At 70.8% G+C, this 24,244-nt stretch carries 23 protein-coding genes and 1 tRNA gene; 3 read left to right on the top strand and 21 right to left on the bottom strand.

Translation table 11 applies throughout. The annotated features are described in order from the left end of the window. Positions 1 to 30: 30 nt before the first annotated feature. Both VKT83_08350 and VKT83_08345 read right to left on the bottom strand, forming a co-directional pair. Positions 31 to 107: transfer RNA gene (locus tag VKT83_08350), tRNA-Thr, on the bottom strand. Positions 108 to 128: 21 nt separating this feature from the next. After that, entirely contained in the window at positions 129 to 560 is a 432-nt protein-coding gene (locus VKT83_08345) for a MaoC family dehydratase (GenBank protein HLY22463.1), read from the bottom strand. A gap of 97 nt (positions 561 to 657) precedes the next feature. Between VKT83_08345 and moaA the strand changes: the two genes are divergently transcribed. Then, on the top strand, positions 658 to 1,632 hold the full coding sequence (gene moaA, locus VKT83_08340) for a GTP 3',8-cyclase MoaA (GenBank protein ID HLY22462.1): 975 nt from the start codon (positions 658 to 660) through the stop codon (positions 1,630 to 1,632). Between the two features lie 88 nt (positions 1,633 to 1,720). On the opposite strand, the gene sigH is transcribed toward moaA, so the two are convergent. From sigH to VKT83_08310, 6 genes are all read right to left on the bottom strand, one after another. After that, entirely contained in the window at positions 1,721 to 2,368 is a 648-nt protein-coding gene (sigH, locus tag VKT83_08335; protein ID HLY22461.1) for an RNA polymerase sporulation sigma factor SigH, read from the bottom strand. Between the two features lie 338 nt (positions 2,369 to 2,706). Then, on the bottom strand, positions 2,707 to 3,540 hold the full coding sequence (rlmB, locus tag VKT83_08330) for a 23S rRNA (guanosine(2251)-2'-O)-methyltransferase RlmB (protein ID HLY22460.1): 834 nt from the start codon (positions 3,538 to 3,540) through the stop codon (positions 2,707 to 2,709). Next, a complete protein-coding gene (gene cysS, locus VKT83_08325) occupies positions 3,525 to 5,111 on the bottom strand; it encodes a cysteine--tRNA ligase (protein HLY22459.1) in 1,587 nt (528 codons plus the stop codon). Before cysS ends, rlmB begins: the two co-directional genes overlap by 16 nt. Beyond that, entirely contained in the window at positions 5,078 to 5,518 is a 441-nt protein-coding gene (locus tag VKT83_08320; GenBank protein HLY22458.1) for a hypothetical protein, read from the bottom strand. The genes cysS and VKT83_08320 overlap by 34 nt, the downstream gene beginning before the upstream one ends. Continuing rightward, entirely contained in the window at positions 5,515 to 6,714 is a 1,200-nt protein-coding gene (gene ispD / locus VKT83_08315; GenBank protein HLY22457.1) for a 2-C-methyl-D-erythritol 4-phosphate cytidylyltransferase, read from the bottom strand. The genes VKT83_08320 and ispD overlap by 4 nt, the downstream gene beginning before the upstream one ends. Continuing rightward, positions 6,711 to 7,937: a PIN domain-containing protein gene (locus VKT83_08310; GenBank protein HLY22456.1), complete on the bottom strand. Its 1,227-nt coding sequence runs from the start codon at positions 7,935 to 7,937 to the stop codon at positions 6,711 to 6,713. Before VKT83_08310 ends, ispD begins: the two co-directional genes overlap by 4 nt. 136 nt (positions 7,938 to 8,073) lie before the next feature. Here VKT83_08310 and VKT83_08305 point away from each other — a divergent pair, with 136 nt between their 5' ends. Continuing rightward, positions 8,074 to 8,466 carry a DUF1573 domain-containing protein gene (locus tag VKT83_08305; protein HLY22455.1) on the top strand — a complete coding sequence of 131 codons (393 nt, stop codon included), beginning with the start codon at positions 8,074 to 8,076 and terminating at the stop codon, positions 8,464 to 8,466. A 59-nt stretch (positions 8,467 to 8,525) separates the two neighbouring features. Here VKT83_08305 and radA read toward each other — a convergent pair whose 3' ends face one another. From radA to VKT83_08250, 11 genes are all read right to left on the bottom strand, one after another. After that, complete coding sequence (radA, locus tag VKT83_08300; GenBank protein HLY22454.1) at positions 8,526 to 9,980, bottom strand: DNA repair protein RadA; 1,455 nt, start codon at positions 9,978 to 9,980, stop codon at positions 8,526 to 8,528. Positions 9,981 to 10,067: 87 nt separating this feature from the next. Further along, positions 10,068 to 12,527 carry an ATP-dependent Clp protease ATP-binding subunit gene (locus VKT83_08295; GenBank protein ID HLY22453.1) on the bottom strand — a complete coding sequence of 820 codons (2,460 nt, stop codon included), beginning with the start codon at positions 12,525 to 12,527 and terminating at the stop codon, positions 10,068 to 10,070. A gap of 606 nt (positions 12,528 to 13,133) precedes the next feature. Beyond that, complete coding sequence (gene greA, locus VKT83_08290) at positions 13,134 to 13,607, bottom strand: transcription elongation factor GreA (protein ID HLY22452.1); 474 nt, start codon at positions 13,605 to 13,607, stop codon at positions 13,134 to 13,136. Between the two features lie 145 nt (positions 13,608 to 13,752). Next, positions 13,753 to 14,940, bottom strand: coding sequence for a shikimate dehydrogenase (locus VKT83_08285; protein ID HLY22451.1), 1,188 nt, complete (start codon positions 14,938 to 14,940; stop codon positions 13,753 to 13,755). Beyond that, on the bottom strand, positions 14,937 to 15,866 hold the full coding sequence (locus tag VKT83_08280; GenBank protein ID HLY22450.1) for a quinate 5-dehydrogenase: 930 nt from the start codon (positions 15,864 to 15,866) through the stop codon (positions 14,937 to 14,939). The genes VKT83_08285 and VKT83_08280 overlap by 4 nt, the downstream gene beginning before the upstream one ends. 65 nt (positions 15,867 to 15,931) lie before the next feature. Beyond that, positions 15,932 to 16,888, bottom strand: a complete 957-nt coding sequence (locus VKT83_08275; protein ID HLY22449.1) for a P1 family peptidase — start codon at positions 16,886 to 16,888, stop codon at positions 15,932 to 15,934. Between the two features lie 19 nt (positions 16,889 to 16,907). After that, positions 16,908 to 18,155 (bottom strand): biotin--[acetyl-CoA-carboxylase] ligase, encoded by a 1,248-nt coding sequence (locus VKT83_08270; protein HLY22448.1) that lies wholly within the window; start codon positions 18,153 to 18,155, stop codon positions 16,908 to 16,910. Next, a complete protein-coding gene (folB, locus tag VKT83_08265) occupies positions 18,152 to 18,520 on the bottom strand; it encodes a dihydroneopterin aldolase (protein HLY22447.1) in 369 nt (122 codons plus the stop codon). The genes VKT83_08270 and folB overlap by 4 nt, the downstream gene beginning before the upstream one ends. Continuing rightward, positions 18,517 to 19,356, bottom strand: a complete 840-nt coding sequence (gene folP, locus VKT83_08260) for a dihydropteroate synthase (GenBank protein HLY22446.1) — start codon at positions 19,354 to 19,356, stop codon at positions 18,517 to 18,519. The genes folB and folP overlap by 4 nt, the downstream gene beginning before the upstream one ends. A gap of 14 nt (positions 19,357 to 19,370) precedes the next feature. Further along, on the bottom strand, positions 19,371 to 20,291 hold the full coding sequence (ftcD, locus tag VKT83_08255; GenBank protein ID HLY22445.1) for a glutamate formimidoyltransferase: 921 nt from the start codon (positions 20,289 to 20,291) through the stop codon (positions 19,371 to 19,373). A gap of 16 nt (positions 20,292 to 20,307) precedes the next feature. After that, entirely contained in the window at positions 20,308 to 20,667 is a 360-nt protein-coding gene (locus tag VKT83_08250; GenBank protein ID HLY22444.1) for an ASCH domain-containing protein, read from the bottom strand. A 235-nt stretch (positions 20,668 to 20,902) separates the two neighbouring features. Here VKT83_08250 and VKT83_08245 point away from each other — a divergent pair, with 235 nt between their 5' ends. Beyond that, positions 20,903 to 21,640: an SIMPL domain-containing protein gene (locus VKT83_08245; protein ID HLY22443.1), complete on the top strand. Its 738-nt coding sequence runs from the start codon at positions 20,903 to 20,905 to the stop codon at positions 21,638 to 21,640. A gap of 2 nt (positions 21,641 to 21,642) precedes the next feature. Here the strand turns inward: VKT83_08245 and VKT83_08240 are convergent, their stop codons facing one another. After that, on the bottom strand, positions 21,643 to 22,119 hold the full coding sequence (locus VKT83_08240; GenBank protein HLY22442.1) for a hypothetical protein: 477 nt from the start codon (positions 22,117 to 22,119) through the stop codon (positions 21,643 to 21,645). A 92-nt stretch (positions 22,120 to 22,211) separates the two neighbouring features. Further along, positions 22,212 to 24,128 (bottom strand): ATP-dependent zinc metalloprotease FtsH, encoded by a 1,917-nt coding sequence (gene ftsH / locus VKT83_08235; GenBank protein HLY22441.1) that lies wholly within the window; start codon positions 24,126 to 24,128, stop codon positions 22,212 to 22,214. Positions 24,129 to 24,244 lie beyond the last annotated feature (116 nt).

Raw genomic sequence — 24,244 nt, 5'->3', positions numbered from 1 at the left:
GGTGAACCACGAGCAAAGCCGTGGTAAACCTGGAGCCCCCGACCAGATTCGAACTGGTAACCCCCTCATTACAAGTGAGGTGCTCTGCCGAGTTGAGCTACGGGGGCCGATACGTCACCGCCAGTGTATCAGAGCCCCCCCGGAGGGTCCAGCAGCACGACCGCTTCGCCGTCGAGGACGACCTCGCCGCGCTGATCGGTGCATGTCGTGGTGAGCGTGGCGATCCGCCGGTCCTCGCGGTACGCGGTGACCTCGACCGTCGCCGTGATCGTGTCGCCGGGATAGACCGGCCGCGCGAACCGGAACGTCTGCTGAAGATAGATCGCGCCGGGCCCGGGAAGCCGCGTTCCGAGGACCGCGGAGATGAGGCCGGCGCTCAACAGACCGTGCGCAACCCGCCGGCCGAAGCGGCCGCGGACGGCAAACGCTTCGTCGACGTGGAGCGGATTGTAGTCCCCGGTGAGCCTGGCGTAGGCTTCGATGTCTTCGTCAGAAATCGCACGGGTCAGCGACGCGCGCTGACCGACCTCGATTCCATGTCGCTCCTCGTCGGTGCCCATTAGGACCTCGTGAGTCTAGCTTGTTCGCCGGCGGCTCCGCCGCTGCCCGCCTGAGACGCGCCGTTCCGCCGGGCTCTTCCTGGTATAATGCACATTGATGAAGGATCAGTACGGACGAGAGATCCGGGACCTCCGCATCTCGCTCACCGACCGGTGCAACCTCCGGTGCGTCTACTGCATGCCCGAAATGATGCAGTTCAAGCCCACGGATGAGCTGCTGAACGACGATGAGATCCTGCTGGTGCTGCGCGCGGCCGCCGATCTCGGCGTGCGCAAGGTGCGGTTGACCGGCGGCGAGCCGACGGTTCGTCACGGCCTCGTGGAGCTCGTCCGGCGGATCGCGGCGATCGACGGGATTCACGACGTCGCGATGACCACGAACGGCGTCATGCTCGGCCGGCTGGCGCAGCCGCTCGCGGAGGCCGGCCTCAAGCGCGTCAACGTCAGCCTCGATACGCTCGACCCCGAGCAGTTCCACCGGATCACCCGGTGGGGCCGCCTGGACGACGTGCTCGGCGGCCTCGACGCGGCCGAGCGCGCGGGTCTCTCGCCGGTCAAAGTGAACGCGGTCGTCGTCCGCGGCTTCAACGACGGCGCCGCGCCCGACCTGGCGCGGCTCACGCTCGAACGCGGGTGGGACGTCCGGTTCATCGAGATGATGCCGTTCGGCACCGTCGCGGGGTTCCAGACCAGCGCGTACGTGCCGACCGCGGAGACGATGGCGCGGATCGAAGCGGCGCTGGGCCCGCTGCGGCCGATCGACACGAGCGGCTACGATCCGGCGCGGACCTACCGGCTCGACGGCGCGCGCGGCACGCTCGGCTTCATCAGCTCGGTCAGCCAGCCGTTCTGCGCGCAGTGCGGGCGCCTCAGGCTCACGGCCGAGGGCCGGCTGCGCCTGTGCCTGCTGCGCGACGACGAGGTGGATCTGCGGACGCCGATCCGGGCGGGGGCGTCCTTTGAAGAGGTCCGCGAGCGCTTTGCCGCGGCGGCCTTCCGGAAGCCCTGGGGCCACGGCCTCGCGCGCAACGTCATCCCCAAGCAGCGGATCATGTCGCAGATCGGCGGCTGAGCGCTCCGGCCCGGTCTGGCCGAAGAAACGCCGAGGCGGGTCCATCACGGACCCGCCTCGTTGGCTTCGTGCCTGCCTCGCCGGGCGCCTAGTCTTCCTCGCCCTCGAGATTCCGCTCGAGCTTCCGCTTCACGCGCTGCAGCGCGTTGTCGATCGACTTGACGTGGCGGTGGAGCTCCGTCGCCATCTCCTGGTAGGACTTGCCCTCCAGGTAGGCGGTCAGCACGCGGCACTCGAGGTCGCTCAGGTTCTTGCGGATGCGCTCCCGCATCGTCTGGGAGGCTTCCTGGTTGATGACGAGCTCCTCGGGATCGGACACCTTGATGCTGCTGATCACGTCGAGCAGCGTCCGGTCGGAGTCTTCGTCGTAGATCGGCTTGTTGAGCGAGATGTACGAGTTAAGCGGAATGTGCTTCTGTCTGGTGGCGGTCTTGATCGCGGTGATGATCTGGCGGGTGATGCAGAGCTCGGCGAACGCGCGGAACGACGACAGCTTCTCGCGCCGGAAATCCCGTATCGCCTTGTAGAGCCCGATCATCCCTTCCTGGATGATGTCTTCCCGATCGGCTCCGATGAGGAAGTACGCCTTGGCTTTGACGCGGACGAAGTTGCGGTATTTGTTGATCAGGTACTCAGCGGCGAATTCATCGCCGCCCTTCGCGCAATCGACGAGCTGTTCATCGCCCATATCCTGGTAGCTTGGTACAACTGCCGCCACCTTGCGCGCAACTACCACAAGTCTCGCCTCCGCCCAGAGTGTCTTCCCGCTGTGATATGGGATACCACCGTCTGCGCTGGCTGACCGTCACGTGGATGGCCGAGGTGCCGGCTGTCCGATTGTGTCGGCCGGCCGGCCTGCTCCCCCCTGGGCACCGCTTCTGGCTGTTGCCGCAAGTTACACACATTATACAACCGGAGGTTGCGGAGTCAATAAGCGAATCGCTCCGGACGCGGTATTCATGCGCCCGCGGCGCCATCGACTGCGCGCGGCAGGAGGCGCGCTTTGGCTCACGCCGTAGGCCCAGAAGGCGGCCGGAGGTCCTGCGTCAGACGGGGCGCGGCGAGAAACGATTCTCATCGCGCGGTGGTTGTGTCGCCTCCGGCCGAGACGCGGCCGGCGCACCTCGCCACCTCGTACAGCAGGAGCGCCGCGGCGACCGAGACGTTGAGGGACCGCACCTGTCCGCGCAGCGGAATCCGCACGAGACGGTCGCATCGCTCCCGCACGAGACGGTGCAGCCCGCGTCCTTCCGCGCCGACCACGAGCGCCACCGGCGGCTCGAGCGCGCCGGCGTCGTACGGCTCCGCGGCCTCGGGATCGGCGCCGATCACCCACACCCCCGCCTGCTTCAGTTCCTCGAGGGCGGCGACGAGATTGCCGACGCCCGCGACCGCGAGATGCGCCGTCGCGCCCGCGGCGGCGCGCGCCACGGCCGGGGTGAGCCCGGCGGCCCGGCGGCGGGGAATAACCACGCCGTGCGCGCCCGCGGCCTCCGCGGTGCGGATCACCGCGCCGAGGTTGTGCGGATCCTCCACACCGTCGAGGACGATGAGAAACGGCGGCTCGCCGCGCCCCCGCGCGACCTCGAGCACGTCATCGAGGCCGACGAGCGCTTGGACGGCGGTGAGCGCCGCCACCCCCTGATGGGGCAGGCCCTGCGCGAGGCCGTCGAGGCGCCTGGCGTCGACCGGCTGAACCGGCACGCCGCGGCGGCGGGCGGTCTCGACGATGTCCCGCAGCGGCCCCGCCCCGCGCGCGGTGCGCGAGACGAGCACGCGCGAGACCGGCTGCCCCGCGCGCAGCGCCTCGAGAACCGCGTGCCGGCCGACGAGCGCGGTTTCGGGCGCGTCGTCGGGACGAGAACCACTCCACGGATTCGCGCGGGGGCTGCCTATCTTACGCGCCACTTGAAACCGGCCGGGGTGTCCTCGAGCAGGATGCCGAGTCCGGAGAGATCGGCCCGTACGCGATCGCCGATCGCCCAGTCCTTGCGCCGGCGCGCCTCCACCCGGCCGCGGGCAATGTAGGCGACGAAGGCCGGCCCGGCCTCCGCCGGCCCGACGCCGTCCGGCCGTTCCTCAGGCTTGAAGAGATCCGGCCGCTCCTCCGAGAGGCGGCGCGCAAGCTCCGCCAACGCGGCCGCCTGCGCCGGCGTGAGCGCGGTGACGAGGCGCAGGCCGAGCACGCCGGACAGTTCACGCAGCGTGTCGAGCGCGGTGCGAACGGTCTGCGCGCCGGCACCCGACAGCGCGGTGCGGCGGCGGACCGCCGCATCGGTGACGCGGTTCAGCGACGCCGCGAGGTCGAAGAGCCCCGCGAGCGCCCCGGGCGTCCCGAAGTCGTCGTCCATCGACGCTTCGAACACGGTCCGGGCAGACACGGCGGCCTCCGCGAGCGCACCGAGCGCGCCCGCGACCTCCGGCGCATCCGAGGCGGGGGCCGCGGTCAGGGCGAGCAGATCCTCCGCGTTCTCCCGCGCCGTGCGGAGGCGCTCCGCCCCGCCGGCCGCGGCGGCCAGCGCCTCGTCCGTCCACGTGAGCGGGTTGCGGTAGTGCGACGAGAGGAAGAAGACGCGCAGCGTGTCGGGGTGGTAGCGGTCGAGCGCCTCGCGGATCGTGATGATGCCGCCCAGATGGCGCGTCATCTTCTCCGGGCCGCCCGTGAGGCGCAGCAGGCCGTTGTGCATCCAGTAGCGGACGAACGGCTTGCCGGTGTAGCCCTCCGACTGCGCGATCTCGTTCTCGTGATGGGGAAACACGACGTCCTGTCCCCCGCCGTGGATATCCAACTGCGGGCCGAGGTGCTCGATCGACATCGCCGTGCATTCGATGTGCCAACCCGGCCGGCCGCGTCCCCAAGGACTATCCCACGCCGGCTCGCCGGGCTTCGCCGCCTTCCACAGCACGAAGTCCATCGGGTGTTCCTTGCGCGCGTCCACGTCGATGCGCGCGCCGGCCATCATTTCGTCGAGCGATCGGCCGGAGAGACGGCCGTACCCCGGGAACGCGGTCACCCGGAAGAAGACGTCGCCCCCCGCGGCGTAGGCCAGGCCCCGGGACTCGAGCACCCGGATGACCTCGATCATCTTTGGGATCGCCTGGGTCGCGCGCGGATACGCCTCTGCGTGCCGCACGCCGAGGCCGTCCATCTCCGCCAGGAACCGCGCGATATACCGCTCCGCGAGCGCCTCGATGGTCGTGCCTTCGGCCGCCGCGGTCTCGATGATCCGGTCCTCGATGTCCGTGAAGTTCTGGATGAAGCGGACGCGGTAGCCGCGGTAGGTGAGATAGCGGCGGACGACGTCGAACACCACGTACGACATAGCGTGCCCGACGTGCGAGGGACCGTACACGTTCGGCCCGCACACGTACATGCGCGCCTCGCCGGGATGCACGGTCTCGAACTGCTCCTTGCGCCGTGCCAGGCTGCTGTAGACTCTGAGCGTCACCGGACGCCGGCCCCCGTCGGCCAGATCCACTGCTGCGGATCCGACGGCAGCCGCCTGACCGACACGAGCCGAATGATCGCGACGAGGTCCCACCGCCACCGGCTGCGCCACGTCCAGGGGTCCATCTCGAGGGTGCGGCGCAGCTCGAAGACTTGGCCGCGCTCGCTCAGCAGCCGCACGTACATCGCGTCGCGCTCGAAGCGGCGGCCGAAGAGCCTCACGACGTGATGAAACTCCGACCCGCGCCAGATCCCGGCCGGTCTCGAGGCGGGCTTGCCCGGCATGGGTTCGACGGTCACGGGCTCGTCGGTGACCGCCTCCTCGATCAGGATCGGCAGCAGGTTGCGCTGCGGCCGCACGAAGCGGCCGGCGATCCAACGGCCGGGGACGTCACGCCCCTTGGCGAGCGCGGGCCTGCGGCGCACGCCGTGTTTCACCGCCCGGCCTCCGCCGGCACAGGCTCCAGGCTCGCAACGGCCTGGGCGGCGATGCCCTCCTCGCGGCCGATGGCGCCCATCCCCTCGAGGGTCGTCGCCTTGATGCTGATTCGGCCGGGCTCGGTGTCGAGGGCCCGTGCCATCGCCGCGCGCATCGCCTCCGCGTGGGGGGCGAGGCGCGGCGCTTCGGCCATCACGACCACGTCGATGTGCGCCGCGCGCCAGCCGTGCTCCGCGAGCAGGGCGCGCACGCTGCCGAGCAGCCGCATGCTGTCGGCGCCGCGGTAGGCGGGATCGCCGGGGGGAAAGAGCGCGCCGATGTCGCCCCGGCCCGCCGCGCCGAGCAGCGCGTCTATCACGGCGTGGGCGACCACATCGGCGTCCGAGTGGCCGTCGAGCCCCCGCGGAAACGGGATGGTCACGCCGCCGAGCACGAGCGGCCGGCCGGGCACCAGCCGATGCGCGTCGAACCCGATGCCGACACGGGGCGCAGGCGGCGCCGGCGCGTCGCGGCGCAGCAGCGCCTCGGCCAGCATCATGTCCGCCGGGACCGTGACCTTCAGGTTATGCGGGGCGCCCGGGACGAGCCGGACGGGGCGTCCGAGCCGTTCGACGAGCGCGGCGTCGTCCGTTCCGCGGAACCCGGCGCGCTCGGCCTCGCGGTGCGCGTCTTCGAGCAGCGCGCGCCGGAACGCCTGCGGGGTCTGCACGCGGAACAATCCGGCGCGGTCGACCGTCTCCCGGACCCATCCCTCGGCGCCGCGCTTTACCGTCTCCTCCACCGGGACCGCGGCCGTGGCCGCGCCGTCCTCGGCGGCGGCCGCCGCGACCGCGTCGATCAGCGAGACCGGAACGAACGGACGGGCGCCGTCGTGTACGAGCACGATTCCCGGACCGGCCGGCAGCGCCGCCAACCCCCGGGCCACCGAGGCCTGGCGGTCCGGCCCGCCGGGCACCACCGCCGCGAGCTTCGAGCCGGCGGCGCGGCGGGCCGCGCGCGTGACCGATTCGACGGCGTCCGCCGGCGCCGCGACGATGATGGCCTCGACCGCCGGCGCGGCGCTGAGCGCGGCGAGCGCGTATTCGACAAGCGGACGTCCCCGCAGCGGGAGGAGCGCCTTTGGTCCGCCGGCGCCAAATCGCTCGCCTCTGCCGGCCGCCGGGACCACCGCGGCAACCCGGAACGAGCGGTTCACCGCGGCGCGCCGTCCCGTTCGAGCGCCTTCGGCCGTGCGAAGATCATACGGCCGGCCGCGGTCTGCAGCACGCTGGTCACGACCGTCGGCAGGGTCTCCCCGATGTGCTTCTTGCCCCCCTCGACGACGATCATCGTACCGTCTTCCAGATAGCCGATCCCCTGCCCGGCCTCTTTGCCGTCCTTGATCAAGTGGACGATCAGATCCTCGCCGGGCAGCATCACCGGCTTGATGGCGTTCGCGAGCTCGTTGACGTTCAGCACTGGGATGTCCTGGAGGCCGGCGACTTTGTTGAGGTTGTAGTCGGTCGTCACGATCACGGCGCCGAGGGACGCCGCGAGGCGCACCAGCTGTGCGTCCACCGGCTCGCCGGGGACGGCGGGGCCGTCATCATAGACCTGGACGCTGCGCAGCTCGCGCTGCATGGTGTCGAGCACGTCGAGGCCGCGCCGGCCGCGGTTGCGGCGGAGCGCGTCGCCGGAGTCCGCGATGTGCTGCAGCTCGGTGAGTACGCCGCGCGGCACCAGCAGCGGGCCTTCGAGGAATCCCGTACGGCAGATGTCGGCGATCCGCCCGTCGATGATCGCGCTCGTGTCGAGGATCTTGGGCAGACCGGCGCCCTGCCGGCCGTACCGCCCCGCGAAGACGGGTCGCGCGCCGGCCTCCTGCCTGCCGGCGGACTCAGCCGCCGGCGACCATGAAATCGAAGCGCCCCCCCGCGGGCCGCCGTGGGACGGCAGCCGCAGGCCTTGACGCTCGCGGCCGATCCACTCCACAAGCCGGGCGGACGCCGCCAGCGCGTCTTCGCGCCGCTGAATGCCGAGGTGCAGGCCGAGGTAGCCGAACCCCAGCACCGCGGCGATCGGAATGATGTACGCGCCGATGATCGGCACGCGCTGGAGGGGAATGCTGACGAGGAACGCGACGGAGAGGCCGACGAGGAGGCCCACCGCGCCGGACACGACGTCTCGCAGCGGCACCTCCGCGAGCCGGCGCAGCGCCCATCCCATCGACGACACGAACCACACCGCGATCCGGTGCGACGCCGCGGCGCCGACGAGCGCGCCCAGCACGATGCCGGCCGCCAAGGTCCCTAGGCGCGCCGGTTCGCCGCCGCTCCGGGCGATCTCGAAACGGACGGCGTCGGCGATCTGATACCCGATGACGGCGCCGAGCACGAGACCGACGCCACGAATGAGCCGGCGCATCTCGCCCACCATCATAACACGTCCGCGAGACGGCGGCTCCGCGCGCGGGACGGAGTGCGCCGGAGGAGTGCGACGCGCCGATTTCTTGACACTGTTGCGACGCCGCGCCTATAATGACAGCGCGTTCCAGCCCTTGGGGGGTGCGCTGTTCATGAAAGAGACGAGTCCGTCGTTTCAGGCGCAGGTCGACGAATACCTGGTGCGGCACCGCAGCGTGCTCGATGTGCTGACGAAGCTCCAGGAGGCGACGGCCCGGGTCAACCGCGCGATCGCGAAGGCCGTCACCAACTGCGGGTGCATCTCCGTCACGGCGACCAAGCAGCAGTTCCCGAACGACGTCGGCCTCTCGGACATCCGGCAGTACGTGCAGACGCATCTCGACGGGAAGCTGTGCGAGCGCTGCACGGAGGCGGTAGAGAGCGAGATCGGGTCGGAGCTCTTCTACATCGCCGCGCTGTGCAATCTGCTCGACCTCGACCTCGAGGCGATCCGCAAGAAGGAGCACAGCCGCATCAAGACGCTCGGCATCTTCAATCTGAAATAAACGGCGAAGAGACGGGCATCGGCGACCCCCCGCGCAGGCGGGGGGTCGCCGTCTTCCGGCTACGTCACGAAGCGGTCCAGCGCCTCGGCGACGTTGTCCACGCCGGTGATCTCGACGCCCGCGGGTATCTCGTCGAGCCCCCCCAAGTTCGCCCGCGGCGCGACCACACGCCGGAACCCGAGCTTCGCGGCCTCGGCGATGCGGCGGTCGATCTGGCTCACCGCGCGCACCTCGCCGCCCAGCCCGACCTCGCCGACGGCGACCGCGCCGGCGTCCACCGGCCGGTCCCGATGGCTGCTCGCCACGGCCAGTGCAACGCCGAGATCCGCGGCGGGTTCGTCCACCCGCACGCCGCCGGCCACGCTGACGTACACGTCGTGCGCCGAGAGGTGAAGCCCGGCGCGTTTTTCGAGGACGGCGAGCAGGAGCAGCAGGCGGTTGTAGTCGATCCCGGCGGCCGTGCGCCGCGGCATGCCGAACGGCGTCCGCGTCACGAGCGCCTGCACCTCGAGAAGCAGCGGCCGCGTCCCTTCGATGGCGCACACGACCGCGGACCCGGACGCCCCTTCCGGCCGCTCGGCGAGAAACAGCGCCGACGGATCCGCGACCTCCGCGAGGCCCCGCCCGCTCATCGCGAACACCCCGATCTCGTTGGTCGAGCCGAACCGGTTCTTCGTCGCGCGCAGGACGCGGTACGCGTGGTGGCGCTCGCCCTCGAAGTACAGCACCGTGTCGACCATGTGCTCGAGCACGCGCGGCCCGGCGATCGCGCCCTCTTTGGTGACGTGGCCGATCACCAGCACCGCCGGCCCGCCGTCGGTCTTCGCGACGCGGAGGAGATCGCCGGTGCACTCCCGGATCTGGGCGACGCTGCCCGGCGCCGCGGTGATGTCGGCGCGGTATACGGTTTGGATCGAATCGACGACGACGAGCGACGGCCGGAGCCGGTCGATCTGGGCGATGATCTGGTCGAGATCGGTCTCCGCCAGCACGAGCAGGTTCGGCGCATCGACGCCGAGACGCGCGGCCCGCATCTTGGTCTGGCGGACCGACTCCTCGCCGGAGACGTAGAGCACCGGGTGGGTGTCGCGGACCGCGCCGCCGGAGGTGGCCATGTGGTGGGCGACGGCGAGCGCGAGCGTAGACTTGCCGACGCCGGGGTCGCCGCCGACGAGGATGAGCGATCCCGGCACGACGCCGCCGCCGAGCACCCGGTCGACCTCGGTGAGCCCGGTCCGGCGGCGCACGGCGTCGTCGAGGACGACCTCGGCGATCGGCACGGCCCCCGCCGGACCCGGCCCGCCGGCCTGGTCGGCGGCGGCGGTCAGCGCCGGGTCACGCCGCGGTCCGGGCCGCCGTCCCGCCGCGGGCGCCGCCAGGCGCTCCTCGACGAGGCTGTTCCACGCGGAACACCCGGGACAGCGGCCGAGCCATTTGCTCGACTCGTACCCGCACTCCTGGCAGACGAAAACGGTCCGCGGCTCCGCGCCGCCTGAACGCGTGGCTTTCGGCATTGCTCGCCCCCCGGACTATGCGACGGCCCGGGCTCAGAGCCCGGGCCGTCGTACCGCAGCGTGTCGTCCGCCTGGGCGGACTTGAATCTACCCCTTGTCCACCGTCACCGGCTCGCGCTTCTTCTCAAAGACGAGCTCGTTGTCGTGCGCGTCGATGATGATCTCGTCGCCGGCGCTGAACCGGCCGCGCAGCATTGCGTCCGACAGCGGGTCTTCCACGAGCCGTTGAATCGCCCGCCGCAGCGGCCGCGCCCCGTACTGGGGATCGAAGCCCTCCTTGGCGAGTACCTCGCGCGCCGCCTCCGTAACCGCGAGACCCATGCCCTGGCCGCGGATCTCGCGTCGCACGCGGTCCATCAAGATGTCGACGATCGCCGTGATCTGGTCGCGGTTCAGCGGGCGGAAGACGATGATCTCGTCCACGCGGTTCAGGAACTCCGGCCGGAACGCCCGCCGCAGCTCGTCCATCACGTGCGACTTCATCTTGTCGTACTGCCGCTGCGCGTCGAGCTCCACGTCCGCCACGCCGCGGAAGCCGAGCCCCTGGCCCTCGCGCTGGATCTGCGGCGCGCCGACGTTGCTCGTCATGATCACGACGCAGTTCTTGAAGTCGACCGCGCGCCCTTGCGCGTCGGTCAGGCGTCCGTCCTCCAGGATCTGGAGGAGCACGTTGAAGATCTCCGGGTGCGCCTTCTCGATCTCGTCGAGCAGCACGACCGAATACGGCCGGCGGCGAACCTGCTCCGTGAGCTGGCCGCCTTCCTCGTAGCCGACGTAGCCCGGAGGCGCGCCGACGAGGCGGGATACGGTGTGCCGCTCGGTGTACTCGGACATGTCGATCCGCACGACCGCGTTCTCGTCCCCGAAGAGGAACTCCGCGAGCGCCAGCGTCAGCTCGGTCTTGCCGACGCCGGTCGGCCCGAGGAAGATGAACGAGCCGATCGGGCGCCGCGCGTCCTTGAGCCCGGCCCGCGCCCGCCGAACGGCCCGGGCGACCGCCGTGACCGCTTCTTCCTGGCCCACGATCCGCTTGTGGATCTGGTCCTCCATCTTGAGGAGCTTTTCGGTCTCCTCTTCGACGAGGCGGGTCACGGGGATGCCGGTCCAGCTCGAGACGATGTCCGCGATGTCGTCGGCGCAGACGGTCGTGATGTCCCGGCCCTTGTCGGTCTTCCAGGAACTCTCCAGCTCCTCGAGTTTTTGCCGGAGCACCTTTTCCTTGTCGCGCAGGCCCGCGGCTTTCTCGAAGTCCTGGTTCTTGATCGCGTCTTCCTTTTCGCGGCGCGCCCGGTCGGCCTTTTCCATGGCCTGCCGCACCTCTTGCGGCAGGAAGCTGGCCTGCAGCCGGATCTTGCTCGCCGCCTCGTCCATCAGATCGATGGCCTTGTCCGGCAGGAACCGGTCGGAGATGTACTTGTCCGCGAGCTGCGCCGCGGCCACCAGCGCGTCGTCGCCGATCTTGACGCCGTGGTGCGCCTCGTACCGCTCCCGCAGCCCGCGCAGAATCTCGACGGCCTGATCCACGTTGGGCTCCGCGACGAGGATCGGCGCGAAGCGCCGCTCGAGCGCGGCGTCGCGCTCGACGTACTTGCGGTACTCGTCGAGGGTCGTCGCGCCGATGCACTGCAGCTCGCCGCGCGACAGCGACGGCTTGAGGATGTTGCTCGCGTCGATCGCGCCTTCCGCCGCCCCGGCGCCGACGAGCGTGTGCAGCTCGTCCACGAACAGGATGACCTCGCCCTGCGCCTTGCGGATCTCTTCCATCACTTTCTTCATCCGCTCTTCGAACTCGCCGCGGTACTTGGTGCCCGCGACGAGCGCGGCCAGGTCGAGCTGCACCACGCGCTTGCTGCGCAGCACCTCGGGCACGTCGCCGCGCACGATGCGCTGGGCGAGGCCCTCGGTGATCGCGGTCTTGCCGACGCCCGGCTCGCCGATGAGCGCCGGGTTGTTCTTGGTCCGCCGGGACAGCACCTGAATCACGCGCTCGATCTCGCGCTCCCGGCCGATCACCGGGTCGAGCTTGTTCTCGCGCGCAAGCTTCGTGAGGTCGCGGCCGAACTCGTCGAGGGTGGGCGTCTTGCTGGCCTGCTTGGTGTAGGAGGCGGTGCCCTCTTCGCCGAGCAGGTAGACCACCTGGGAACGGACGCGCTCGAGATCGGCACCCATCGCCTCGAGCACGCGGGCGGCGACTCCCTCGCCCTCCCGGATCAATCCGAGGAGCAGGTGCTCCGTCCCGATGTAGTTGTGACCCAGCCGGCGGGCCTCGTCCAGCGCGAGTTCGAGGACCTTCTTGGCCCGCGGGGTGAATGCGACTTCTTCGTACGGCGTGCGCTCGCCGCGGCCGATGGCGCTCTCGATCTCGGCGCGGACGCGCTCAGGGTTGATGTTGAGCGACTCGAGAACCTTGCTGGCAACGCCTTCACCCTCCCGGATGATGCCCAGGAGGATGTGCTCGGTGCCGACTGCGCTGTGGTTGAGCCGCTTGGCCTCTTCCTGCGCCAGGATGATGACGCGGCGTGCACGCTCGGTGAACCGTTCAAACATCCTGCGGTCGACCCCCTCTCTGCCTGAGCCTCAAGTGCGCCGTCTGCTGCGTCGTCAGCATCGTTGTTCTCTCGCTTCTACGATCCATGCATTCTCTATGTTCGCACCAAGGGCTCGGGTGGATCGCTGAACCCCGGCAGGCCCGGCAGAGTCTGGGAAGGCTCTCCCCCCTCCCACGTTCCCTATCAGAATGATACGCCGCGGCTTCACCGACGATTCCTCGAAATGATGATTCGATCCAGATCCGGGGCTCCGCCGCTGCGTCCTCTTTCTTCGCCTGTCTTCCGACTCCTGCCGTCTGCGTGGTTCACGGCGCGCGAGGTTCTGCGACACCGTTCGTGCACTACTGTTTTTCCCCGCTGCGTCGAGGTGCAGACCCTCATGGTCCGACCACCGGCCGGACATCGGACCTCCGGGCCGCCGTGCGCCGGCCTCGTCGCCTCCGGCCGCCGTTACACGGCCTTCACAGAACCGGGCGGCGCGCGGACGGCACGGCGGCACGCCGAGGCGGACGGGGACGCGGGTGGACGGGAACGGGTGACGGGACTGATTCGGGGGGCTACCCCAGGGCAACGCGGAGGACCGGACGGCCCGCGGACGCGGAAATTACCGCTTGATCCCCTTGATCGTGTACTTAAGTGTACCCGCGGGCGCCTGGACGGTCACGGTGTCGCCCTTCCGCTTGCCGAGCACCGCGCGCCCCACCGGGGACTCGTTGCTGATCTTGTCGTGCGCGGGATCGGCCTCGGGCGAGCCCACGATCGTGAACGTCAGTTCCTCGCCGGACTCGTCCAAGAGCTTCAAGGTGCTGCCGATGGACACCACGTCCGAGCGCACGTCGTGGTTGTTGATGACCTTGGCGTTGCGGAGCATGCCCTCGACGGTGAGGATCCGCCCCTCCGTGAAGGCCTGTTCGTTCTTGGCGTCCTCGTACTCGGAGTTTTCCGAGAGGTCCCCGAACTCTTTCGCCTGCTTGATCCGCTCCGCGACTTCCTTTCGCTTGACGGACTTGAGAAACTCAAGTTCCTCTTCCAGCTTGCGCAGGCCTTCGGGGGTCAGGATCGTTTCTTTTTCGTCCATGCGGCTCAGCTCACCGGTCCATTCCAACTTTTTCGACAATAACAGGGGACGAGACCGAGGGACGTTCCCTCAGTCTCGACCTCGGCCCTGAGTATACCCAAGGCGATTTGCAATGTCAAAGGCGCCCGCTGCGGCGGCGCGGGCATCACGCCCGCCGGACGGCCGAGTCCGCCGGCGCGTCGGCGACCCGCGCCGGGGATCGCGGCGCCGCGCTCCGCGCTGCGCGGCGGATCGCGTCGACCTCCTCGTCGGCGATACGGCGCTCGAACCGCCGCAGCCCCGACAGCCGGAACCCGTGGCGGTGCATCAACGCGTGGATCTCCCGCACGCGGTCGAGATCGAGGTCGCCGCCGAGCGTGTAATCCTCATAGCGGTGTTCGAGCGCGAGCAGCATCGTCTCGGCCATGCACGCCTCGCAGGTTCCGGGCGGGAAACCGAAGTCGAGGCCGAAGTCGACCGGGCCCGGCACCTCCAGCACGCCGCCGTCGATCACCAGGACGTCGCGCCGCCGCTCGTACACAAGCCGCGAGACGTTCCGGGGGCGCGCGACGTCGCAGACAACCGCGCCCGGACGCAGGTCCTCCGGCTCGACCAGGACGTCGGTGGCCGAGGTCACGGTGAGGACGATCTCGGCCGCCCCCACGGCCTCCCGCACATCGGAGGTGACCGCGACGTCGGCAGGTCCCTCCGCGCGGAGCCGCGATGCGAGCGACTCCAGCCGCTCGAGGTTTCGGGCCGCCAGCACGAGCCCCGCGACCTGCGGGGCCAGCAGCCGGCAGCAGACCGCGCCGATCGAGCCGGTCGCGCCCAGCACCGCGACGCGGGCGCGCGCCGGGTCGATGTCCATCCGCGCCGCCGCCGCCAGCGCCCCCTCCACCGCCGTCGCCGCGGTGAGGCTGTTCCCGGTCGTCACGCCGATCGCGAGCTCGCGCGCCACGGTCACGCCGCGGTCCCCGACGATCTTGGTGAAGGCGCCGAGGCCGAGGATGCCGGCGCCGAGCCGCTCGGCGATCCGCCCCGCCTGGACGAGCCGCCGGTATACGAGCTCGACCGGCGCCTCGAGCAGCACCCGCGGCGTCCACGGCAGCGCGATGAACCAGCCTTCCGCGCGCGCACCGAGCGGCGAGACGATGCCGGTGATGTGGGAGGCCTCGAACGGCGGCACCGCCCGGAACACCCGCTCGACCAGGCGGCCGGGCAGGTAGCGCGTAATCGGAAACTTCTGCGCGTACTGCTGGACGTACAGAGGATGGATGACGAAGGCGAAGCGGCCGGGCCCGGCGGATGCGGGCGTGCCCACGATACCTTGCCCGGCGGACGCGGGCGCGCTCACGACGCCGTCCCGTCGCGGTCGGGTGTGAGGGTCTCCACGCGCGGCCGCACGCCGGCCCGCTCCAGCCAGCCGATGATCTCGGACGGCGCCATCGTGTCCGTGCGCCGGCCGGAGAGCGCGACGACGATCCCCTCCAGCACGTTGGTGGCGAACGACCGTCCTTCCATCTCGGGGGCCGCGGTGATGAGCCGGCGCACGCCCCGGCGTCGGAGCGCCTCGGTGTCGTCGGCGGTGATCGTCTGGGTCAGAATCGTCTTGCCCGCGAGATCGTCGGGCATGTAGCGGCGGATGAAGTGAAAATCGCCCGCGACGACCTCCGCCCACTCGAACAGCCGCGGGTACTTGGGGGTGACCCGCTCCTGTTTCTCCCCCGTGGGATAGAGCCACTGGAACGGCAGCCGCGTGATCACCGGCAGCAGGCACGCCGCCAGGATGCGCACGGTCACGAGCCGGCGCATCGGGATCGGAATACCGAGCGCGAAGTAGAAATCGCCGAAGAGCGTGACGGCGCCGGCTTCCGCGAACGCCTCCGCCATGCCGTACCGGTCGACGCTGCTGACCAGCAGCACGCGCCGCCCGGCGAACGAGATCCCCGAAGTCCGCGGAAGGTACTCGAGGATGAGGTGCTTTTCCCACGACGCCTTGATCCCGCTGCCGTCGACGACCGGGGTGCGGCGGACGCCGCGGATGAGGCGGGCCGCGTCCCGAATCCGGTAGCGCCGCCGCCCCGCGCGGAGGTCCAGGTCGATCCCGCCCATGCCGATCGCATCCACGCGTCCGTCGAGCTCGCGCACCAGCGCCTCGAAGCGCCCCATGTCGCCGTCGGTGCCGATCCGCTCGATGACGAACGGCTCGCCGAGGATCTCGGTCTCCACGCGATGGTCCCGCTTGCTGCTGCCGAGGCTGACGCTCACGACGCGCTTCATCTGCCCCCGTCCGTTTGACCCACCCGAGCGGCTCTCCTGTCTAAACGCGCAAAGGAGTCCGGGCGTTACCCGGCGAGCCCCGGCGCGCCGCCGGCGCTCTTCGCGAGCCGCACCGATCGCGCGACGGCCTCCATGACTGCGCCGGCGACCGCGGCTTCGAGCGCCAGCCGGCCGGCCGCCGTCGTCCCGGTGCCGAGAACAAAGAACGTGTCGCCGTCGGCCGACGTGTGCGAAGGCGAGACGACGCGCGCGAGGCCGGCGTGCGCCGCGATGGCCAGCCGCGCGGCGTGGGCCTTGGTGAGGACCGCGTCGGTCGCGACCACCCCGATGCTCGTGTTCTGGAACGGACGGCGGAGCGGCGCGTCGTCCTCGATGAGCCGCGAGGCGGTGTCGAGAAACGCGCCGGTCTTGGGATCTCGGGCGCCGGCAAGAATCCGGCCGGTGTGGGGATCGAGCACGTCGCCGAACGCGTTGGTCGCCACGAGGGCGCCCACCGTTGCGCCGCCGGGCAGGCGCACGCTCCACGTGCCCACGCCTGCCTTCATCCGGCTCTCCGCGCCCCGCAGCTTGCCGACGGTGGCGCCCGTGCCGGCGCCGACGTTCCCCTCCTCGACCGGTCCCGGCCGGGCCGCGCGGCACGCCGCCTCACCCATCGCCGCGTCCGGACGCACCGCGGCGCTGCCGATCGCAAGATCGAAGAGGACCGCCGCGGGGACGATCGGCACCGGCCCTGCACCGGTCTGGAATCCGATGCCGCGGGCCTCGAGGACGCGCATCACGCCGTCCGCCGCGGCCAAGCCGAACGCGCTGCCGCCGGCCAGGACGATCGCGTGCACGCGATCGACGAGCGCCTCGGGACGCAGGAGATCCGTCTCGCGCGTGCCGGGCGCGCCGCCCAGCACGGCCACCCCCGCGATCGCGCCGGCCTCACACACGACGACGGTGCATCCGGTGAGATGCCCGCCATCCGTGGCATGCCCGACCGCCACGCCGGGCACGTCGGTGATGGCGCGGTGCGTCACCGCCGGCTCCCCGGCCCGGTCATTGTGCCCCCGCCTCCGCCTCGCCGGTGACGTCGCCCGCGACGATCCGCCGGTCGGCGCCGCGCGTTCGAACCAGCAGCGCCCCGGTCTCGTCGACGTCGCGGGCCAAGCCCTCGATCGTCTCCGACGCGGTGGACACGTGCACGACCCGACCGAGCGTCTCCGATCGCGCCCGCCACTGCGCCAGGATGTCCTCCCCGCCGCGCGTCCGGAGTTCATCGTAGTCCCGGTTCAGCCGGCGGAGCAGCGCCCGCAGCAGCCGCCCGCGATCGGCGGAGCCGCCCGTCGCCGCGGCAAGCGAGGTCGCGGGATACCGCGGGCGCGACGGCAGGGCCTCCGGCGCCACGTTCACGTTGATGCCGATGCCGGCGACGAGCCATGCCGGCGAGTCGCGGCGGACGGGTCCGGCCTCGAGCAGCAGCCCGGCGACCTTGCGGCCGCCGACGAGCACGTCGTTCGGCCACTTCAGGCGCGGGTGCAGGCCCGTCGTCTCCTCGATCGCTGCGGCCGTCGCGATGGCCGCGGCCAGCCCGACGAGCGGGATCTGCGCCACCCCGAGAGACGGCCTCAAGATGATCGAAAACCAGAGTCCACCCGGAGGGGATACCCAGACGCGGCCGAGCCGTCCCCGCCCGGCGGTCTGCTGTTCGGCGACGACGACCAGCCCCTCCGCCGCGCCGGCCTCGGCCTCGCGGCGGGCAAGCTCGTTGGTCGAGGGCAGCGTGTCGTACCAGCGAACCTCGCGGCCGATCGTGCCGGCGTCGGCGTCGTCCCAGCGCCAGACCGACTCGCGGTCGGGGCTGGCCGCGAGCAGCGAGTCGACGGCCGTCCCGTCCGGGAGCCGCAACCCCGGCGCCACCTCGGCGAGCGGCACGAGCACGAACGCGCGGCGGGCCAGATCCACGTGGGGCACCGCCAGGCCGGGCTCACGGATGGTCGCGTCTCCGTACAATAAAATATCCACATCGACGGTGCGGGGACCCCACCGCTCACCCCGCACGCGCCCCAGCGCCGCCTCGACGGCGCGGCACCGGCCGAGCAGCGCGCGCGGCGAGAGCGTGGTCTCCACGGCGACCACCTGATTCAGGTACGTGGCCTGGCCGGTCAGCCCCCAGGGGACGGTCTCGTACACGCCGGATCGTCCCGTCACGCGGAGATCCGGGGCATCGAGCCCGCGGACGGCGTCACGCAGGTATCCCGCGCGGTCGCCGACGTTCGAGCCGAGACCGAGAAACGCGCGGCTCACACCGGTCCCCGGCGGCGGGTCACTTCGACGGCGGCGCTCTCGAGCGGGCCGCCGAGCCGCACGTGCGGCTTGCGCACGCACACCGTCACCGCGCGCACGCGGTCGACGCCGAGCACCGCGTGCGCGACCGCTTCCGCGGCGGCTTCCAGCAGATGATAGCGCGTCCCGGTCATCGCATCCCTGATCCGCGCGTAGAGGTCGCGGTAGTCGAGCGTGTCCGCGAGCTCGTCGGTGTGTCCGGCGCGGTGCAGATCGGCCTCGACCGCGACGTCCACGGTGAACACCTGCCCGCGCTCCTGTTCCTCCCCGCCCACGCCGTGGTGGGCGTAGAAGGCGAGCCCGGTCAGCACGATGCGGTCGCTCACGGAAGACCGCGCACGATCGCGTCCGTCATCCGCGCGACGCGGACCATCGCCCGGACGTCGTGCACGCGCACGAAGTCGGCGCCGTTGGCGATGGCGATCACAATCGTGGCGGCCGTGCCCTCCATCAACTGATAGACGGGGAGGTTCAACACCCTGCCGATGCTCCCTTTGCGCGACGTGCCGATTAGAATCGGACGGCCGAGCGCGGTGAGTTCCCTGAGACGCCGCAGCATCTCCATGTTCTGCGCGAGCGAAACGCCGAATCCGTACCCCGGATCGACGACGACCCGGACGGGCTCGATGCCGGCCGCGCCCGCCGCGCGCAGGCGGCCGGCGAGGTAGGCGTGCGTCTCCGCCATGATGTCCGCGGCGCCGCGGCGGTTGCGCCCGTCCATCAACACGACGGGCACGCCGGCGCGCGCGACGACACCGGCCATCGCGGGATCTCCGGTGAGCGCGGTCACGTCGTTGATCAGGGCCGCTCCGGCGTCGAGCGCCGCGGCGGCGACGCGCGCGGACGACGTATCGACGCTCACCGGCAGTCCGACCGACACGAGCCGGCGCACGGCGGGAATCGTTCGCCGCAGTTCCTCGTCGACCGGCACCCGCACCGCGCTCGGGCGCGTGGACTGCCCGCCGACGTCGATCACGTCGGCGCCCTGCTCTTTCCACCGCTGCCCCATCGCCTCGGCGGCGCCGGCGTCGCCGTTCAGGCCGTCGCCGGCAAAAGAGTCGGGCGTCATGTTGACGATGCCGACGAGAAAGGTGCGCCGCCCGAACTCGAACACGGTCTGCCCGCACCGCAGCGGGGCGGGCCGGGCGGGCGGCTCCGGCACCCGGGACTCCCCGATCAGGGGCGCCCGTCCGCGCGGGCGGTGTCGAGCTCGCCCGCGAGACGCTCCGGATCCAGGATCTGACCCGGGTGAAACGCCCGCAGGCGCAGCGCGGTCACAGGATCGGCGGGCAGCGCGTCACGCGGGGCGCAGCCGATCAGTTCCCCGGCGGCGACGCCGGCGCCCCGGCGCTGCGCCTCGTCGCGCACCCGTTCGAACGCGGCCAGCGGCGGCGTGCGGCGGTAGTCGAGCAGGTTCATCGAGACCTGCGCCGCGCCGCGGCGGGGGAGCCACACGCCCATGGCCTGGACCGCGGGCAGACCGCCCGACGACTCCCGGACCGCGCGGGCAATCGCGCGCGCGACCGCCACGTCCGCGCCGGTCAGGTCGACGTTCATCGCGATCAGCACCCCGCGGGCGCCGACGGCCACGGCGCCGGCCGTCGGGTGCACCTGCGCCGGCCCCAGGTCCGGCCCGCGCCCGGCGGTCCCGATCGCGGTCCGCAGGCCTTCGAAGCCGCCGCGGCGGATCGCCGCGAGGCTGCGGAACTCCGGCCGGCGCGCCGCCTCCGCGTAGAGGTAGACCGGGAGATGCAGACACTCGGCGGCGTACGCCGCGAACCGGTACGCCAGCGCCGCGCACTCCGCCATGGACGCCCGGTAGAGCGGAACGAACGGCACGACGTCGACGGCGCCGATTCGCGGATGCACGCCCTCATGTCCGTTGAGATCGATCTCCGCGACCGCCGCGGCGGCCACCCGGCGCGCCGCCTCGCACACGGCGTCCGGCGCGCCCGCCACGGTCAGCACGGTACGGTTGTGATCGGCGTCCGAAGAGACGTCGAGCAGGCGCGCTCCCGGCCCGGCACCGGCCGCGCCGGCGATGCGCGCGATCACGCCGGCCCGCCGGCCCTCGCTCACGTTGGGAACGCATTCGATCAGCGGAGTGGGCGCGTCATTCCTCCCTGGCGTTGGCGATGCGGGAAAAGTGGATGACGGTGACGGTGTCCTCGAGGCCGACGCGCCGGCTGTAGATCGTCGAGAGAAACTCGAGCAGATCGCCGTGCTCCCGCGCGGCGGGATTGTCCTTGATGATCTCGCGCGGCGTCACGTCGCGGAGCAGCTTGGCCTCGACGCGGTCGATCACCGCGGTGAAGACCTTCTGCCGCGTGCCGTGCTTTTGGCCGACGGTCACCCAGACAATTTGACCTTCCTGATACTTGGGACGCTTGTCCCCCAGCCGCACCGTCAGCGTCTTCGTCCCATCGCGGAGCGCGGCGGCCAGCAGCGGCGAATAAAAGTTCAATGCGAACATGCAACCCTCCGTCGGAGCCGTGTGCTTTCATTTCATGGTGGCCGACGGGTCCGGCTGTAATTTCATGGTGGTCGGTGAGTCCGGCGTTAGCCGGTCCGCCGACAGCAGCCGGTCCGCCGGCACGGGGCGCGAGAACTCCCTTTTGTTCTGCCCAACCGCGGGGGTTCCTTCCCCGCAGGAACCGCGCGCGTCTCCGCGGCGTTTTAGCAGTCGTGCGCTACCATCAGGAGGTGTGATGACAATGTCGCCGTTCCGCTGGCTTGTCCCGACCGTGCTGCTCGTCGCCGTGGGGTGCGCCGGCGTCGCCTACAGCCAGACCGCCCCGACGCCGAGGCCCGCGCCGGAAGGCCCGCCCGCCGCCCGCGAGCGCACCATCGTCGTCACCGGCGACGGCTCGGTGGATGCCACGCCCGACCGCGCGACCGTGGCGCTCTCCGTGATCGTGCAGCGCCCCACCGCGCAGGAGGCGCAGCAGCAGAGCGCCGCCACCATGGCGCAGGTGGTCCGCGCGATCGTGGCCGCGGGGATTCCCCAAACCGCTAGCCGGACGACGACGGTGTCCCTGTACCCGCAGCACCGTCCGGACTCGGGCGGGACGGGACCGATCATCGGATACCAATCGATGAACCGCGTGCTCGTCACCGTCGACGATATCAGCCGCGTCGGCGCGGTCATCGATGCGGGCGTGGGCGCCGGCGCGAACGGCGTGGACAGCGTGAATTGGACCCTGCGCGATGCGACGGCGTACCGGGCGCAGGCGGTCCGGCTCGCGGTGCAGAACGCGCAGGCCACCGCCAACGCGATCGCGGGCGCGGCCGGCGTCGGCGGCCTGCGCCTCATCAGAATCGAGCAGGTGGGCGTGGTCACGGGGCCGCGGCCGGGATTCGCGGTGATGCAGGCGGCGCCGGCGACGCCGGTGCTGCCGGGCACGATGCCGGTGACCGCCGAGGTCCGCGCGGTCTTCGCCTTCTAACCTTACTTCAAGTCCGGCGCGTACTCGGTCTTCGGGGCGGCCTGGCCGCCCGCCGTGACCGTGGCCAGCGGCTTGCCGTCCTTGGCCTGGACGAGATGCACGGTCATGGTCTTGTAGCGAAGCCGGCTCTGCACGAACTGAATCGCGAGGGCGCCTTCGGTGGAGAGGTTTTTCTTCTTTTCGTCGAGCGGCTGGCCGGGCTTGACGAGCACGTCCTTGACCGTGACGTCGAGGGTGCCCGCCTTGTCGTCGATCTTGACGTTCGACACGGCCCCGGCGCCGACGATGCTCTCGATCATGTTGCGGACGATCACCGGCGGAGAGGCCGGCGCGAACAACGCGCGCTGCCGCGCCTCGTAGGCTTGGTCCCAGGCGAAGAGTCCTCCGCCGACCAGCAGCACGAGGAGCACGTAGACCGCCACCGGCACCCAGTTGGTGCGATGTCCGCGGCGTCCCCGCAGCTGCCCGATCTTCGCCATCCTACGCCAACCTCACCGGTCCATTCTACACGAAGAAGGAGGAGCCGCGCGGCTCCTCCTTCCCGGATTGCTTCGGTAGGTTCGGTCGGGTACTACCCGGTTGCCTCGGGCTTCAGCGACGGCGTGACCGGTTTGTTCTCGGACCGCGGGAACGACTTGACCTCCTGCGTCACGCCCGGCAGCGGCGGCGGTGTTTCCGGCATGTCCGGCGGCAGCGGCTGGCCGGCAATCAGCAGGTCGAGCTCGTCGCTCTCGAGCGACTCCCGCTCGAGGAGCGCCCGGGAGATCCGCTCCAGCACGGGCTTGTGCTCGGTCAGCACCTGGCGGGCCCGGCTGTAGCACTCGTCGATGATGTGCCGGATCTCTTTGTCGATCTCGTAGGCGATCTCTTCCGAGTAGTTGCGGCTCTCCACGAGGTCGCGCCCGAGGAACACCGGCCCGTGCTTGGCCCCGAGCGTGAGCGGACCGAGCTTGTCCGACATCCCGAACTCCGTCACCATCTTGCGCGCGAGGTCGGTCGCCTTCTCGAAGTCGTTCGCCGCCCCGGTCGTGATCTCGCCGAACACGATCTCCTCGGCCACCCGGCCGCCCAGGATCGCCGTGATGTTGGCGAGGATCTCCCCGCGCGTGAGGGTGTACTTCTCCTCCTGCGGCAGCGGCAGCGTATAGCCGAGCGCCATCCCGCGCGGGAGGATCGTCACCTTGTGCGGCGGGTTGGCCTGCGGCAGGAGCTTGCCCAAGAGGGCGTGCCCCGCCTCGTGATAGGCCGTGAGCTCCCGCTCCTTCGGCGAGAGGATGCGGCTCTTGCGCTGGGGGCCGGCGATCACGCGCTCGATCGCCTCGTCCATCTCCGACCGGCCGATCCGCTTCTTCCCCCGCCGCGCCGCCAAGAGCGCCGCCTCGTTCACCATGTTGGCCAAGTCCGCCCCGCTGAACCCCGGGGTCCGGCGCGCCAGCACGTCGAGGGCCACGTCTTCGCTCACCGGCTTCCCCCGCACGTGCACGTCCAGGATCGCCCGGCGGCCCTTCGCGTCCGGGTTGTCCACCACGATCCGCCGGTCGAACCGCCCCGGGCGCAGCAAGGCCGGGTCCAGAATGTCCGGCCGGTTCGTCGCCGCGATCACGATGATCCCGGCATTGGGATCGAAGCCGTCCATCTCGACCAGCAATTGGTTGAGGGTCTGCTCGCGCTCGTCGTGCCCGCCGCCCAACCCCGCCCCGCGCTGCCGGCCCACCGCGTCGATCTCGTCGATGAACACGAGGCACGGCGCCGACTTCTTCGCCTGCTCGAACAGGTCGCGCACCCGGCTCGCGCCCACCCCGACGAACATCTCCACGAACTCGCTGCCGGAGATGGAGAAGAACGGCACCCCCGCCTCGCCCGCGATCGCCTTCGCGAGCAGCGTCTTGCCGCTCCCGGGCGGGCCCACCAGCAGCACGCCGCGGGGGATCTTCGCCCCGAGGGCCTGGAACTTCTTCGGATGGCGGAGGAACTCGATGATCTCCTCCAGCTCTTCCTTCGCCTCGTCCACCCCGGCGACGTCCTCAAACGTCACCCGCGTCTTCGCCTCGGTGTGCAGACGGGCGCGGCTCTTGCCGAACGACATCGCCTGGTTCGATCCGGACTGCGCCTGACGGAGCATCAGCATCCACAGGCCCACGAGCACGATGAACGGGAGCATCGTCGTCAGCAGGTTGGGCCACATCGACGAGCGCGACCGCGGCTCGACCGTGATCGTGACGCCCTTGGACTGCAGCAGGTCGATGTACGACGCGTCGCCCGACGGAATGTAGGCGCGGAACGACCGCCCGTCCTTCAGTTGCCCGGAGACGCTCTCGTCGCTGACGGTCACCTGCGCGACCTGACCGCTGCGGGCCTTGTCGATGAACTCACTGTAGGAGATCTCTTCCCGGGGGGCGCGCTGGTGGTACAGCGGCAGCACGAGGTACAATACGACCACCAGAATGAGGGCCCAGACCAACAAATTCCGCACGTACTTATTGAACACCGCGGGGACCTCCGCGCGGAAGCCGGCCCGCCGGTGTCACCCGTCCGGAAGCCTGAGCGTGCCGCGACTTCGATAAATTATAGCACACGCCGTTACCCTCGAAATACGTAATCCCT

Source organism: bacterium, from assembly GCA_035308905.1.
GTDB lineage: Bacteria > Sysuimicrobiota > Sysuimicrobiia > Sysuimicrobiales > Segetimicrobiaceae > DASSJF01.
This window is presented reverse-complemented; position numbering and strand designations above follow the sequence as displayed.

Coding starts and splice junctions, on each gene's coding strand:
- VKT83_08250 (HLY22444.1), bottom strand. CDS start 20,667: ATGTTCGCATTGAACTTTTATTCGCCGCTGCTGGCCGCCGCGCTCCGC.
- moaA (HLY22462.1), top strand. CDS start 658: ATGAAGGATCAGTACGGACGAGAGATCCGGGACCTCCGCATCTCGCTC.
- radA (HLY22454.1), bottom strand. CDS start 9,980: ATGCCGAAAGCCACGCGTTCAGGCGGCGCGGAGCCGCGGACCGTTTTC.
- VKT83_08345 (HLY22463.1), bottom strand. CDS start 560: ATGGGCACCGACGAGGAGCGACATGGAATCGAGGTCGGTCAGCGCGCG.
- VKT83_08245 (HLY22443.1), top strand. CDS start 20,903: ATGACAATGTCGCCGTTCCGCTGGCTTGTCCCGACCGTGCTGCTCGTC.
- VKT83_08305 (HLY22455.1), top strand. CDS start 8,074: ATGAAAGAGACGAGTCCGTCGTTTCAGGCGCAGGTCGACGAATACCTG.
- VKT83_08295 (HLY22453.1), bottom strand. CDS start 12,527: ATGTTTGAACGGTTCACCGAGCGTGCACGCCGCGTCATCATCCTGGCG.
- VKT83_08310 (HLY22456.1), bottom strand. CDS start 7,937: ATGATGGTGGGCGAGATGCGCCGGCTCATTCGTGGCGTCGGTCTCGTG.
- greA (HLY22452.1), bottom strand. CDS start 13,607: ATGGACGAAAAAGAAACGATCCTGACCCCCGAAGGCCTGCGCAAGCTG.
- VKT83_08240 (HLY22442.1), bottom strand. CDS start 22,119: ATGGCGAAGATCGGGCAGCTGCGGGGACGCCGCGGACATCGCACCAAC.
- VKT83_08280 (HLY22450.1), bottom strand. CDS start 15,866: ATGAAGCGCGTCGTGAGCGTCAGCCTCGGCAGCAGCAAGCGGGACCAT.